The sequence below is a fragment of the Methylophilus sp. genome, assembly GCF_035460085.1.
Taxonomy (GTDB): domain Bacteria; phylum Pseudomonadota; class Gammaproteobacteria; order Burkholderiales; family Methylophilaceae; genus Methylophilus.
The window spans coordinates 1-14,229 of record NZ_DATHWZ010000092.1; the positions used below are offsets into that span (position 1 = coordinate 1).

Here is a 14,229-nt window from a genome sequence, read left to right on the forward strand (position 1 = left end):
GCAGTCACCGATTTATGCAAGCTTTTACCCAGGTTGATCAGCGCCAGCAAAATATTGCCGTTGGTCACGCTTTGCTCAAGGTCTTGCACAAAGGCTTTATCGATTTTCAGTTCATCAATAGGATAGTTCTTGAGGTAGGCCATGTTGGAATAGCCAATCCCAAAATCATCAATCGCGATACATACGCCTAATCGTTTTAACTGCTCCAGCGTTCGGGTAAACATGGCTTCATCCTTGAAGCGGGCATTTTCGGTGACTTCCAGCGTCAGCAAATGTGGCGGTACTCTTTCCTGGCGCAAAACCCTCTGCACGGTTTCTACCAGGTTACCGCGCAAAAACTGGATCGGGGATACATTCACTGCGATAGGGACCAGGTAGCCCCATTCAGTCTGCATGGATTTGATTTTCTGGCAGGCGGTTTGCAGCACCCATTCACCAATGGCAAAAATATGTCCGGTCTCTTCCGCTACCGGGATAAATTCGTCTGGCGGGATCAATCCTTTTTCAGGGTGTTGCCAGCGGATCAACGCTTCCAGCGCACTGATGTTTCCATGCTGCATATTGAGTTGCGGCTGGTAGTACAACATCAGTTCACCGCGCTGCAAAGCATGGCCGAGGCCATATTCGATTTCATTGCGTTCACCTAGCTGTTGCGCCAGGGTGCCGCTGAACATTTGCACTTTATTTTTGCCGGCATTTTTGGCGCTATAGAGTGCCGAATCTGCGCAACTGAGCAGGGTATCAATATCTTTGGCATGGTCGGGGTAAATGCTGACGCCGACGCTGCAGGTCATGTTAAACACATAGTCGCCAATTTCAATCGGCAGCGAGATGGCTTCCATCACGCGTGCCAGTAATGGCTCGGCATCTTCACCCTCACGCAAGCCGGGGTAAAGCATGACAAATTCATCGCCACCAAAACGCACGATCGCGTCGCTGGGGCGCGTGCTCTGTATCAGCCGTTGCGCAACATTTTCCAGCATTTTATCGCCCGCGCGATGGCCTAGCGTGTCGTTAATCAGCTTGAAGTGGTCGAGGTCAATAAATGCAATGGCGATTTTGCGCTGCATTTTATCGGCTTCGGCAATCAGGCTGGCGAGTTTGCCGCTGAAGGCATGGCGGTTGAGCAAACCGGTCAACTTGTCGGTGACAGCTAACTGGTGGATCTGCTGTTCATGATTTCTGCGATCAGTAATGTCTTCTACCGTGCCTTCGTAATACAGGATATTGCCAAGCGTGTCATACACCGCATGTGCATTCTCGGAGATCCAGATCGCTTTTCCACTGTGCTGGTATACCTCTGATTCAAAGTTTTGCACGCGTCCGTAGGTGCTGATGGCCACAGTGAATTCACTGCGGCGGCTTTCCGCAACATATAGCTGGGTGCTGATATTATTCAGGTCGCTGATCAGGTCGGCGGCAGAAGCATATCCATAAAGATCGGCCAATGCCTGGTTGGCATTCAGGTAGGTGCCGGATTCCGTGGTCTGGAACATCCCCAATGTTGAGTTATCAAACATGGAGCGGTATTTCTGCTCGGTGCTGAATAGTGCCTGTTCAATCTGCTTGCGGTCGCTGATGTCCTGGATGATGCCTTCGAGCGCCACTGGCTGACCATCCTCATCGAATACACCGCTACCGCGTTCGGCCACCCAGATGACTTCGCCGGTGGCACGTACGATGCGGTATTCCAATTGAAAACGCTCACCCTTTGCCACTGCCTCTGCAATCATGGACCGTGCTTTTTCCCTGTCATCAGGATGCGTGAGGCTTTCATAAGAAATATCTTTGTTGAGCAGCAACTCTGGTGGTGTATAGCCTGTGAGTGACTCGCAACCTTTGCTGACATAAATCATGGTCCAGCTATCGTCATACAGGCAGCGGTAAATCATGCCATCCAGATTATCCAGCAACGTATCCAGCAGGCGTTGCTGCTGTGCGGTCAGTAAGGATTCCATGATGTCATTTTGCATGATGCCGAGTATGGTTTGGCTGTTCATCAGACAAACACCTGTTCTTCCTGCCGAAGGGCGCGTACGGTGAGTGCCTTGTTCCATAAACTTTGCGCGGAGACCAAAGTCAGCATGCTGTTTTGCGCGATATTGGCGATGGCAATCCCCGGATTATGGCTAACTCCTTTAAACAGCGACGTCAGTGGTTGCATCTGGTTGGGGGCGAGGTAAGGGATTTCACCCAGTGCCGAGACAAATACGCCAAATTTGAGCGAGGTGGTTTTATCTTCGATGACGATAATCTGCCGGTAATCGGTAGAGTAATCCGCATGACCCAGCATGCGCGCCAGGTCAATGATCGGGATCACTTCATCGCGGTAAGCATGCATGCCGGCAATAAATGGCGCGGCTTCCGGTAGCGTACGCAGCTGCCCTTCATCAATGGCTTCGCTCACAAAACTGGTTTCAATGCCCATCCAGGTATCAGCCACGTAAAAAGTGGCGTATTCCTGGGATTCTTTGCCCGATTGCAGGAACAGGTTGGGATTAAACTTATTGTGTATCACCTGGGCTTCCGCACGGATGCGTTGATTGATTTCGTCCACCTTACCCAGCGGAGTGAATATCATGGCGATCACCTTGTTACGGTAATTGTCCCCTGCGCCTTTGTATTCGCGGTAACCATAAGAAGCATGTGCTCCGACGGCATAGTAAGTATTATGGTAAACAGCGATATCAAACAGTTGTTCGCCTTCTTTCAGCTTGCCGATGGCAGGCATCAGCTCGAAATTCTCGCCAATAGCGATTTCCTGATAGGAGCTGGAAATCACATTGAGCTGGTCGTTCACAAATACTGTAAAACTCCCTGCAACCGGGGCATCTTCGCTATCGCGCGGCACGACATCCTTCAACATCGCCTGGAATTGCGGTGTGCTATCAAACACAATGGCGATACCGCCGACAATACTATTGCCATCCAGGTGACGGATAGGCGCGGCATAGATGTAAGTAGACTTGTCATTGTATAACGGTGTTTTTTCAAAGGTAGAAACTACATAATCCTGGGTTGAGTGGCAGCTACGCGTTCGGCCTACCCATTCATCCTGTAATTGCGTGCCAAGCAGGTGCTCATACTGGCGGTTGGAAACAGCCATCACTTCGCCCTGGCGATCAAATACAATCAGATTGTCATACACGGTGTACAGGCTATTGATATAGCGTAAGGTCTCGGAAATCTTGCGCTGGTCGTCCTTGGTCACCTGGCTTTGGCCTAGCAGTTCCCTGAAACTGTGGGTAAGCGCCCACCAGCGGACATCGTTGGCGCGTTCATACAGGTTGCGGTCCATGATATCCACCGCCATTTGCGCACAAAAACTGGAGTTTTCCAGCATCACCGAGACGACGGTCTGGTAAAGCTCAGACACCATCTGTTCAATAATCTGCTGTGTTTTGTGGCCGGTATTGCTGATCTCGCACAGCAGGGTTTTGGAGAAGTTTTTCTGCTGGGTATCCACATAATTGCTTTGCCAGATATTGCCGTTCCAGACGGATTGATTCAGCTTACTCTGGATACTGGCCGCCTGTTTGGGGATATTCAGCAGGCTATCCGAAAAAATCAGCGGGCTGCGCATCACTTTACTCAGGGTTTCGCCATCGATATGCGCCACCATATCATGCATGCTATGGCGGAAGGCATACTCCAGCGGAATCATGGCCTGGCCTAGCCAGCCCGGTCCGAGGTAACCTTGGTAGCCTTCTGAATGCTTGGTCACACATAAATATTCACGGCCGGAGAAGCGGCTGATAAACCAGTCCTGGTCTGGTTCAGCACAGATTTTTGCACCCAGTGGAATCTGGTAAACATCGCTGGAGGCAATCACATTGCGCTGTTCATCCAGCAACACGCCTATGGTCCAGTCATGTTCAGGAATCAGGTTATGGAAAATCGTGTCCAGTTCATTGACGAACTTGAAGCTCAGGCATAACACGCCCAGGGATTTTTTGTCATCTTTGCTGCGGACTTCATGCGCATAAATCAGCGATTTATACGTACTGCCATTGATCACGGTTTCATAAAAACGCTCGATATAAGGCTCGGAAGATTGCTGTGCCAATGCCACGATAGGATGAAAGTGGTCGAGTATGGTCTGGCTGGCATCCAACTGGTGGATCAGTTGTCCCTGGCTGTCAAACAAGACGATATTCTCGTATACCGTATATTTCTTCTGGTATTCCTCAAAACGGAAGCAAATAGCATCGTGTTCCTCATCTGTCATAGTGCCCTGCATATAATGTGACAGGTAATCCCGTACATCATCATCGGTGGCGAAAAAGCCAATGTCAGCGGTGCGCTCAAACAAATTGCGTACCAGCAGGTTGATAATTTCAAATGCTTTGGAAGATAGCTGTGCCGCGGTTTTGCGCAAAGTCTCCTGTGATAAATGTTGCAGCACATCGTTAGAAATCGTATTGAAAGCACTGCGGGTATGCTCCATTTCTGAGCCGGTGCCGGAAAGCTGCGCCATTAAGGCCAGACTGTCCCAGGCGTGTTGAAGCTGGTAAATCCGAGAGCGAAAGTCGTTAACTTGTTTGAAATGGCTGGTGAGATCATCGGTAAGGGGCTGCTTGTACATGAAACACTTTCAAAAAAAACATCAAATATCCGATGCTTCTACAGCAAGAACGGGACCTGAAACGGCAGTGAAGTTCGCAGAATAACGGGTAAAAACGACCGCTTTTCTCCGCTTTAGACCGGAAATCGAGAATTTTTCATTTACTCAGCACAGGATAAAGGCTAAAAATCACTTTTATTCCTGATCATTCAATGGGTATCGCACAGTGTTGGGGCAAAGGTTCCCCCTATTGGTGCAGAAATATAACGATAAATGTAAAAAATCGTACGGCAATGTTTACACTGAATCCGGCATGAGAACTGCTTTAAATGGAAACAGCGATTACATATTAGAGAGGAAAATACACTTCATGATCGGCAGCGCATTTGAGATTCATAACGTATCCGGAGCTATCCGCGATGCAGTAGCCCCCGTATTTTTGCTCACCGGCATTGGCTCTATTCTTGGTGTGCTGATTGGCCGGCTGGGACGCTCGATTGACCGCGCGCGGTTTCTGACCGATGCCCCGGATGAAAAACGTGAACGCTTTATGGATGAATTAAAGATTATTGTGCGACGGACCAACTGGTTGCGCAGAGCGATTGGCCTGGCGACGTTTGCCGCCCTGTGTATTTGCGTCTCGATTGCCAGTATGTTTCTTTCAGTGGAGACCGGCTTGCGACTGCCACATCTGGTGATGATCTCTTTTATTATCTCGATGGCCTCGTTGATCCTGGCGTTGCTATGTTTTTTGCGCGAGATCGTGCTGGCCTCACGGGAAGTAATCGTGCCGTACCAGCAACTGGAAAAGCAGAAAAAACCTTAAATTGGCTTGAATCAAAGGCTTATGTAAACACAAGCTCAGCGATAGAGTGCACGAATGACATCGGTCTGCGTCAGGATGCCCACCAGTTTATTATGCTGGTCAACGACAGGAACCAACTGCAAGTGATGGCTGGTCATCAGCGGGATGGTATGCATGAGGTGCAAATCTTCAAGGATAGTGATGACAGGTGTCGCCATGATCTGGCCAACCACTTCCGGCTTGTTGCTATGGGTGGTCGGTGACCAGCGGATCAGCTTTTTAAGTGCTGGCGCCACCTGGTGAAATCTTTCCGGTTTGGCATGCCGCATGAAATCAGCCACACTGAGCAGACCGATGACCAGATGGGCTTTGTTGACGACCGGGATAGCGGGCTCGGCTTGTTGCAGCAATATCTGCCAGGCGTCTTCCAGGGTGTCGCCAAATTGCAGCGTGTCAGCCACTGGCCGCATCACATGCCGGCATTCTATTTCTTCAAGTTTACGGTGATAGGCGATTAATTCCGTCTGTTGCAAAAGGGTTTGCAAACTGTCCGGGCTGATGTCCAGTACTTCGTGAAATTGCCCTAGCGCGGCCTGCAAATCTTCCTGCCTGAACCCGAATTGGTAATTCATATGCGCGGGAGAACTTGGCTTGCTATCGTTCTGAACCGCAGGGTATCGGTAACCGGTAAGGGTGTGGTACAGCCAGGCGGAGATCACCAGTAAAACACTATTCGCCAGCACCGGCCACCAGATAAATGTGTAACCCAGATGGTATATGGCTTCGCCCCCAAGCACTGCTGTCAACGCAACTGCGCCGCTAGGCGGGTGCAGGCAGCGCAAGGCAAACATCAGCGTAATTGCTGACAGCATGGCCAGTGCGGCGGCATAAGCCAGATGCGCGGGCAATAAATGCGCAAAGAATACCCCGCAGAATGCGGCCACAGTATTGCCAGCCAATATCGCCCAGGGCTGCGCTAATGGGCTCGAGGGCAGGCAGAACAGGATGACAGCCGAAGCGCCCATAGGCGCAATCAGGAAGATAGCAGGTAGCCAGGCACCAGGAAAAACCGTATGAGCGACCAGGCCGGTAGACAAAATACCCAACCCGGCGCCGATGGCAGCGCGTGCGTGGTCGCGCAGGGAACCAGTGACCGGACGTGGCCAGTAAGCTTTTAAAAATGGGGGAATCACAGGCATGAGCTAATACAACTGCGTATGCACAATAAAAGTTGGCAGTGTATCACGCGGTTCGCGCGGTGCAGGCTTGCAGAAGCGGTTTCAAGTGTTAGGTTTTGATACATCAGGATACAAAATCATGGAAACTTCGCGGTGACTTTTTTGCTCATATTCGGTGGAAGCGCTTTACAAGTTTTTGTGCCAGCGCTTATACAAGCATTAGATATTAAGTAATGAATACGCAAGAAAGGAATGAAGTTATGCAGGCATTTGTGAGATCAAAGATCACCCATTGGGTCAGTGTACCCCTGGCCGTTGCGGCGTTGTTTGGTGCCGGTTATTGGGTAAAAGGGAATACCCTGGTCAACCATGCGGAAGCGACAGCACCGCTTGCCGCACAAACCATGACCGGCCCGAGCGCCTATATTACGCTACCTAATTTTGCCAGTATCGCTGAAAGCCAGGGCGCTGCAGTGGTGAATATCAGTGTGACCGGTACCGTGAAAACCAGCGGTATCCCGGGGATGGATCCGAATGATCCGATGTATGAGTTTTTCCGCCGTTTCCAGCCTAATCAGCCGCAGGCCGAAACACCGATGAGTGGCATGGGCTCAGGGTTTATTGTGAAACCGGACGGGGTGATCCTGACCAATGCGCATGTGGTGGACAAGGCGGATGAAGTGATCGTCAGGCTGACAGATAAACGTGAGTTCAAAGCCAAGGTTGTCGGCGTGGATAAGTTGACCGATGTTGCCGTGTTGAAGATTGATGGCAAAGACCTGCCTACCGTTAAAATTGGCAGCACAAAAAACAGCAATGTTGGCGACTGGGTGGTGGCGATTGGTTCGCCATTCGGCTTTGATAATACCGTGACAGCCGGCATTATTTCAGCCAAATCCCGTGCGCTGCCGGATGAAGGTTATGTCCCATTTTTGCAGACAGATGTCGCTATCAATCCTGGTAATTCAGGGGGCCCGTTATTTAATCTCAATGGTGAAGTAGTTGGTATAAACTCGCAAATTTACAGCCGTAGCGGTGGCTATCAGGGATTGTCATTTGCGATTCCTATCGATGTTGCCATGGGCATTGAGCAACAATTACTGGATAAAGGTAAAGTCAGCCGCGGCCGCCTGGGTGTAGGTGTGCAGTCGATCAACCAGGACCTTGCCAATTCATTTGGTCTTAAAATGCCAAGTGGTGCACTGGTCAGCAATGTGGAGAAAAACGGCCCTGCGGATAAAGCGGGATTGGAACCAGGCGATGTCATCCTGAAATTCAATGACCAGATCATAGACCGCTCCAGCGATTTGCCGCCTATGGTCGCTAGCATCGCGCCGGGTAATACAGTGAAGATGGAAGTATGGCGTAAAAACCAGATCAAAACCCTGAACGTGCGTATCGCTGAAATGCAAACTGCCATGAATGCACCAGTGATTGCGCCTGACAATAAACAGGCCAAGTTAGGCGTGAGTGTGCGCCCGCTCACTTCGCAGGAATTGGCACAGGCACATGTGCAAGGCCTGCTGGTTGAAGAGGTTGGCAAGGGTCCGGCAGCCAATGCGGGTATTCAGCCTGGAGATGTCATCCTGGCCGTCAATGGAGACCAGGTCACCAGTTTCACGCAATTACAAGAGAAATTGGTGCCCAACAATAAAAACATTGCCCTGCTGGTGATGCGCGGTGACAACAAGATCTATGTTCCGGTGAAAATCAGCTAATAGTTGACTATATTTGATCCCTCCCTTCACCCTGCTCTTGCAGGGTTTTTTTATGTAAGTTGTAAACTTGCCTGCCGGACACGCTGATATTTACTCGGGTAGAATAGCCGCATGCAAAATTTCAACATTGAACCTGCAAAAAACGATGCCTTGCAGGCTGCGCTCATGCAGCGTATCAACCAGAAAACAAAACCGCTGGGAGCATTGGGACGGTTGGAAACACTGGCTTTGCAACTCGGGTTGATACAGAACACTGAGCACCCAGCCTTGCAGCAACAGACCATGCTGGTATTTGCCGGTGACCATGGCATTGTGGCCGAAGGCGTTAGCCCGTACCCGCAAGCGGTGACGGCACAAATGGTGCTGAATTTCCTCAATGGCGGCGCGGCGATCAATGTGTTTGCGCGTCAGCATGACTTTCAGTTGCATGTGGTGGATAGCGGCGTCAATGCGGTTTTTGAACCACACCCGATGCTGATTGATGCCAAGCTCGGCATGGGCACGTTGAGTTTCCTGCATCATCCGGCGATGACGCGTGAAGAGGCTGCGCAAGCCATTGCCCGCGGCGCTGAAATCGCCCGTGATGCGATTGCCGAAGGCTGCAATGTCTTGGCGCTGGGCGAGATGGGTATTGGGAATACATCCAGTGCCAGTTGCCTGATGAGTGTGTTGTGCGGTTTGCCCTTGCATCAGTGTGTGGGCCGCGGCACCGGCCTCAGCGACAAAGGACTGGATCATAAACTATCGGTGCTGACCACCGCCTTACAAAGGCATCATGTCGATGCCAAAGACCCGTTGCAGGTGCTGGCAGTGTTTGGCGGGTTCGAAATCGCCATGATGGTCGGGGCGTTGCTCGCAGCAGCTGAGGCACGAGTCACGTTGCTGATCGATGGTTTTATCGCGACTTCCGCACTGTTAGTCGCTGCTAAACTTTACCCGCAAGTGCTGGATTATTGCGTGTTTGCACATTGCTCCGATGAGAGTGGGCACGGCAAGATGCTCGAACATTTAAAAGTGCAGCCTTTGCTGCATCTGTCGTTGCGCTTGGGTGAAGGTACTGGCGCCGTGCTGGCGTATCCCTTACTGCAGTCTGCGGTGGCTTTCCTCAATGAAATGGCCAGCTTTGAAAGTGCTGGCGTCAGCGGGAAAAACCAGTGAACTGGAAACTGCAATGGCGCTATTTCCAGCTGGCAGTTGGTTTTTTTACCCGTTTGCCAGTGCCAACCTTACCCGATTTCCAGGAAGCTGAATTAAACCACGCCGCGCGTTATTTCCCGCTGGTCGGCTTAATGGTTGGCCTGATTGCCGCCATTGTGTGGTGGCTGTCGTCATTGCTCTTCCCACCCTCCATCGCGGTGCTCGCCAGCATGGCCGCCAGCATTTACCTGACGGGTGCTTTTCACGAAGATGGCCTGGCTGACAGTGCGGACGGGTTAGGCGGCGGGTTAAATCGTGCACGCAAACTGGAGATCATGCAGGACTCGCGCCTGGGCAGTTATGGCGCAATTGCGCTGATCGGCATGCTGGTATTCAAATATCAGGTACTGGTTGCATTACCTGCAGCAGTGTTACCGTTTGCGCTGATTGCCGCTCACGCTGCAAGCCGACTGGCGGCGGTATATCTGATGGCGAACATGACCTATGTCCGTGCTGCCGGAAAATCCAAACCGCTCGCAACCAGCCTGACACGCAATGATCTCTGGTGGGCCAGTGCATTCGGCTTATGGGTATGGATTGGCTTTGCCGCGCTATTATGGCTGAATCATTCCGGGCTGGCTTCCTTGCAGTTTTTATTGCTGACCGAATTACCGGTGGTTTTAGTGTGGTGGTGGTGGCGGACATTATTGCAAAGGCAACTGCAAGGTTATACCGGTGATACCCTGGGCGCCATGCAACAGCTAACAGAGTTGGCTTTTTACCTGGGGTTACTGGCCTGGAGCCGACTGATATGAAACTTTCATTGATCCGCCACACGCGCCTGCAAGTGCCTGACGGTGTGTGTTACGGGCATAGTGATATCGATGTGTCGGCCAGTTTTATGGATGAACTGGAACGGCTGCAAACCAAATTATCCGGTGAGCAGTTTGATGCCGTATATGCCAGCCCGTTGCAAAGGTGCAGTAAACTGGCACATGCACTTGGATTTGACTATCAGGTCGTGCACGATGACCGCCTCAAAGAGCTGCATTTTGGCGACTGGGAAATGCTGGCCTGGAACGATATCCCGCGCGAATTATTTGATGTGTGGGCGCAAAGTTATGCCGATCTGGCGCCGCCGAATGGCGAAACCTTTGCTGCTTTGCAACAGCGTGGCATCGCGTTTATTGATGAGTGCTTACAGAATCATGTCGGCCAGCATATCCTGGTGGTGACACATGGCGGCATGATACGCGCCATGATCGCGCATGCACTGAATATGCAGCTCAAAGGCCTGTTCAGGTTCCAGGTCGATCATGCCAGCGTGACGCGGATAGACTTTTCCGGCACGGTGCCGAGAATTGAATTTGTTAATCGGTGACTTTCACACTTGCCTTGGCTAGTGCTTGTTCCAGCCTTGACCACTCCGTCACTGGCGGCAACCCGAATCGTAATGCTTGTGGCGACTCAAAGTAACGCGTCCAGACGCCTTCTTTTGCCAGGGCATCCTGCAACTGATGGCTCGCAGCATCCTGCACGTATTGAAATAAATCTGTAGCGCCAACCGGATTAAATCCGTATTGATTAAGCAATTGCAGTAACTGCCTGGATTGCGCAGGCAAGTGTTCACGCATGTGTTGCTGCCAGTCAGTATCTTCCAGCGCAATCTGTGCGATATGGCGGCTGGGCCCGGCGATTGTCCATGGTCCGAGCAATGATTCAACTTGCGCCAGCCCGGTTGGTTCGCCGAGTAGAAAACCTACCCTAAGGCCAGCCAGCCCGAAAAACTTGCCTAGTGAGCGCAGTATCCATAATCCTGGCTGACCACTATGACTGGCGAGACTGGATTGCGGAGTCGTATCCATAAATGCTTCGTCAACCACCAGCCAGCCGCCACGTGCGGACAATTGTGCGTGCCAGTCTAAAAGCAGATCAACCGGATACAGCTGGCCGGTCGGATTGTTTGGGTTACACAATAGCAATACGTCTGCTGTGTTCAGGATATCGCTATCCGGTTGTTGGTCAAAGAATTGCACATCATGACCGGCACGTTGCCAGGCATGCGCATGTTCCTGATACATGGTGCGCGGCATGGCAACCCGGCAAGCCGGACGCAATGAGGGCAACACCTGCAATGCAGCCTGCGAACCTGCACATGGCAGAATATGTGTCGCTCCATAAAAGCTACGGGCAGATGCTTGTAACCCGTCCTCCATCGCTGGCAAGCGTTGGAACAGCGCAGACGCCAGTGGTGGAATCGGGTAGTGCTGCGGGTTAATGCCGGTCGATAAATCCAGCCATTGTTCAACCGGCCTGCCATATCTGGCAGCGGCTTGCTGCAAGTTACCGCCGTGTTCAAGCATAGGTCACGACCCCAATCAATACAAAGATTGCCAGCCATGCATACACGCCAACGCTGACCAGGCGCAAAGCGCGAGGAATATCCTCCAAAGTCGCCTCTGTATTTGTGCCTAGTGCCGGACGCACATGCCAAACCCCATGGTAGCGTGCCCGTCCACCCAGGGCGACATTCAGGGCACCTGCACCTGCTGACATCACTGGTCCGGCATTCGGGCTATCCCATTGTTTGGCTTGCGAACGCCAGGAATGCACCGCTTTTTTTGTACTGCCCACTAATGCATAGGTCAGTGCCGTCAAACGTGCAGGAATATAGTTCAACAAGTCATCCAGCCGCGCGGCAGCCCAGCCAAAATAATAATATTGGCTGGTTTTATAGCCCCACATGGCATCCAGTGTGTTGGCCAGCCTGTATAACAATGCGCCTGGACCACCTGCGATCAGGAACCAGAACAGGGCGGCGAACACGCCGTCATTGCCATTCTCAAGCACCGATTCCAGCGTGGAAGACACAGGCTCAATGGCTTCTTTGTCACGGCTGACCATGTAAGAGGCGGCGAGCTGCGCTTGTGGCAGGTTGTTATTTTTCAGCGCCGTATACACTGCCAGCGCATGTTGTCGCAAACTTTTGTGGCCCAAGGCAAAGTACAGCAAATAGCCATGTATCGCCCAGCCAAAATGAGACTGCGCCAGTAGATATGCGCAATAGGAAATCGGCAGAACAGCAAGCATCCATGCGAACAAGCCCACGATGCGTTGGGATGCTTTAGGCAGTAATTGAGGTGAATTAAGTCGGTTAGATAAGTAAGTGGCTAATCGCCCGAAGCCCACCAGCGGATGCCAGCGCCTGGGTTCACCCAGCAAGTGGTCAAGCACAACCGCACCGCAGGCTATCAGGGCGAGTGTGAGATAATCGGCGGATGGATAAACAGGCAGTAAAAACATTAATGGTTCAGGGCACCACATCGGATGCCGGTAAAAGTACGCTGGTGGCTGGATTGTGCCGGGTATTGTACCGCAGCGGGGTGGCAGTGGCGCCATTCAAGCCGCAAAACATGGCGCTGAATGCCGCCGTCACTGAGGATGGTGGCGAGATAGGCCGCGCGCAGGCAGTGCAGGCCATGGCCGCTGGTTTACAGCCGCATACCGATATGAATCCGGTGTTGCTCAAGCCTAATTCGGACACTGGTTGCCAGGTGATTATCCACGGCCGGGTGCAGGGTAACCAGGAAGCGAGTACTTACCATGAGTATAAGAAAGTGGCCATGCAGGCGGTTTTGCAATCCTATCAGCGATTAAAGCAGCAATATGATTGTGTGATGGTAGAAGGAGCGGGCAGCCCGGCTGAAGTCAATTTACGCGCCAACGATATTGCCAATATGGGATTCGCAGAAGCAGTTGATTGTCCGGTGATTCTGGTCGCTGATATTGATAAAGGCGGCGTGTTTGCCCATCTGGTTGGCACCCTGGCTTTATTGTCAGAGAGCGAGCAGGCGAGAGTCATCGGTTTTGTGATTAATAAATTTCGAGGGGATATTGCCTTGCTACAGCCGGGGCTTGATTGGCTGGAGCAACGCACCGGTAAACCGGTGATCGGCGTGCTGCCTTATATGCATGATTTGCACCTGGAAGCGGAAGATGCCGTCGCCAGTGGCAATACTAAAAAAACAGATATTCAGCTCACCATCATCGTGCCGTTGCTGCCGCATATCGCAAACCATACTGACTTTGACGCGTTACGTCTGCATCCGCAAGTGGATTTAAAGTTTGTGCGCTTAAACGAGCCGGTGCCAAGTGCTGACTTGATTATTCTGCCCGGCAGCAAAAATGTGCGTGGAGATTTGGCGGCTTTACGTAAGCACGGCTGGGAAACGATGATTGCGCGTCATTTACGTTATGGCGGAAAGTTACTGGGGATTTGCGGCGGCTTCCAGATGCTGGGTCAGCAATTGCATGATCCGCTGGCGCTGGAAGGGGAAGCTGGTAGTAGTAAAGGCTTAGGCTGGCTGGAGATGGAAACCACGCTTGAGAACTACAAACAGTTGAAACAGGTGTCAGGAAAACTGGCTTTTGCAGATGCCGGATTGCAAGGCTATGAAATCCATATGGGTGTCAGTGCAGGACCCGCATTAGAAAGTCCGGTGCACCTGGTGAATGATAGAGCAGAAGGGGCACGGTCAGAAGACGGGCAAGTGGCAGGTAGTTATATCCATGGCCTGTTTGATCACCCGCAAGCGTGTGCTGCCTGGTTGCAGTGGGCCGGAGTATCGAGCCAGGTGAATTATGACTACACGCAATTGCGCGAACAAAGCCTGACGCAATTAGCAGATAGTCTGCGAAAGCATCTCAACTGGTCGGCACTTGCCCCATATTTGCCAGAAGGGTTCTCGCCAAATTAACCAGCGACCACGTTGATGGTCTGCTCAAACGCCTGTACGACTTGCCCGGCGCGGATTTTGGCGGTTTTCC

11 protein-coding genes are annotated in these 14,229 nt (G+C 51.7%); 6 read left to right on the plus strand and 5 right to left on the minus strand.

The window, feature by feature from the left end; translation table 11 throughout:
- Together VK958_RS13215 and VK958_RS13220 are read right to left on the minus strand one after the other, a co-directional pair.
- Nucleotides 1–2,000 (minus strand): sensor domain-containing protein (locus tag VK958_RS13215; protein WP_325242116.1); only part of this gene is annotated, 2,000 nt, incomplete at its 3' end.
- On the minus strand, nucleotides 2,000–4,585 hold the full coding sequence (locus VK958_RS13220; RefSeq protein WP_325242118.1) for a chemotaxis protein CheW: 2,586 nt from the start codon (nucleotides 4,583–4,585) through the stop codon (nucleotides 2,000–2,002). The genes VK958_RS13220 and VK958_RS13215, both read right to left, overlap by 1 nt.
- 349 nt (nucleotides 4,586–4,934) lie before the next feature.
- Here VK958_RS13220 and VK958_RS13225 point away from each other — a divergent pair, with 349 nt between their 5' ends.
- Nucleotides 4,935–5,390 (plus strand): DUF2721 domain-containing protein, encoded by a 456-nt coding sequence (locus VK958_RS13225; RefSeq protein ID WP_325242120.1) that lies wholly within the window; start codon nucleotides 4,935–4,937, stop codon nucleotides 5,388–5,390.
- A gap of 35 nt (nucleotides 5,391–5,425) precedes the next feature.
- Here the strand turns inward: VK958_RS13225 and VK958_RS13230 are convergent, their stop codons facing one another.
- Nucleotides 5,426–6,568, minus strand: a complete 1,143-nt coding sequence (locus VK958_RS13230; RefSeq protein WP_325242122.1) for an HPP family protein — start codon at nucleotides 6,566–6,568, stop codon at nucleotides 5,426–5,428.
- 239 nt (nucleotides 6,569–6,807) lie between these two features.
- On the opposite strand from VK958_RS13230, the gene VK958_RS13235 reads away from it, so the two are divergent.
- The 4 genes from VK958_RS13235 (at nucleotide 6,808) to cobC (ending at nucleotide 10,783) form a co-directional block, all read left to right on the plus strand.
- The gene (locus VK958_RS13235; RefSeq protein WP_325242124.1) at nucleotides 6,808–8,265 is read left to right on the plus strand and encodes a DegQ family serine endoprotease; all 1,458 of its coding nucleotides are present in this window, start codon (nucleotides 6,808–6,810) and stop codon (nucleotides 8,263–8,265) included.
- Between the two features lie 111 nt (nucleotides 8,266–8,376).
- Complete coding sequence (gene cobT / locus VK958_RS13240; protein ID WP_325242126.1) at nucleotides 8,377–9,423, plus strand: nicotinate-nucleotide--dimethylbenzimidazole phosphoribosyltransferase; 1,047 nt, start codon at nucleotides 8,377–8,379, stop codon at nucleotides 9,421–9,423.
- Nucleotides 9,420–10,217 carry an adenosylcobinamide-GDP ribazoletransferase gene (locus tag VK958_RS13245; RefSeq protein WP_325242128.1) on the plus strand — a complete coding sequence of 266 codons (798 nt, stop codon included), beginning with the start codon at nucleotides 9,420–9,422 and terminating at the stop codon, nucleotides 10,215–10,217. Before cobT ends, VK958_RS13245 begins: the two co-directional genes overlap by 4 nt.
- Complete coding sequence (cobC, locus tag VK958_RS13250; RefSeq protein ID WP_325242130.1) at nucleotides 10,214–10,783, plus strand: alpha-ribazole phosphatase; 570 nt, start codon at nucleotides 10,214–10,216, stop codon at nucleotides 10,781–10,783. The genes VK958_RS13245 and cobC overlap by 4 nt, the downstream gene beginning before the upstream one ends.
- Here cobC and cobD read toward each other — a convergent pair.
- Nucleotides 10,773–11,765, minus strand: coding sequence for a threonine-phosphate decarboxylase CobD (gene cobD, locus VK958_RS13255; protein ID WP_325242132.1), 993 nt, complete (start codon nucleotides 11,763–11,765; stop codon nucleotides 10,773–10,775). The two genes, cobC and cobD, sit on opposite strands and share 11 nt — an antisense overlap.
- The gene (gene cbiB, locus VK958_RS13260) at nucleotides 11,758–12,705 is read right to left on the minus strand and encodes an adenosylcobinamide-phosphate synthase CbiB (RefSeq protein WP_325242134.1); all 948 of its coding nucleotides are present in this window, start codon (nucleotides 12,703–12,705) and stop codon (nucleotides 11,758–11,760) included. Before cbiB ends, cobD begins: the two co-directional genes overlap by 8 nt.
- A gap of 2 nt (nucleotides 12,706–12,707) precedes the next feature.
- Between cbiB and VK958_RS13265 the strand changes: the two genes are divergently transcribed.
- A complete protein-coding gene (locus tag VK958_RS13265) occupies nucleotides 12,708–14,159 on the plus strand; it encodes a cobyric acid synthase (protein WP_325242136.1) in 1,452 nt (483 codons plus the stop codon).
- Nucleotides 14,160–14,229: the final 70 nt, after the last annotated feature.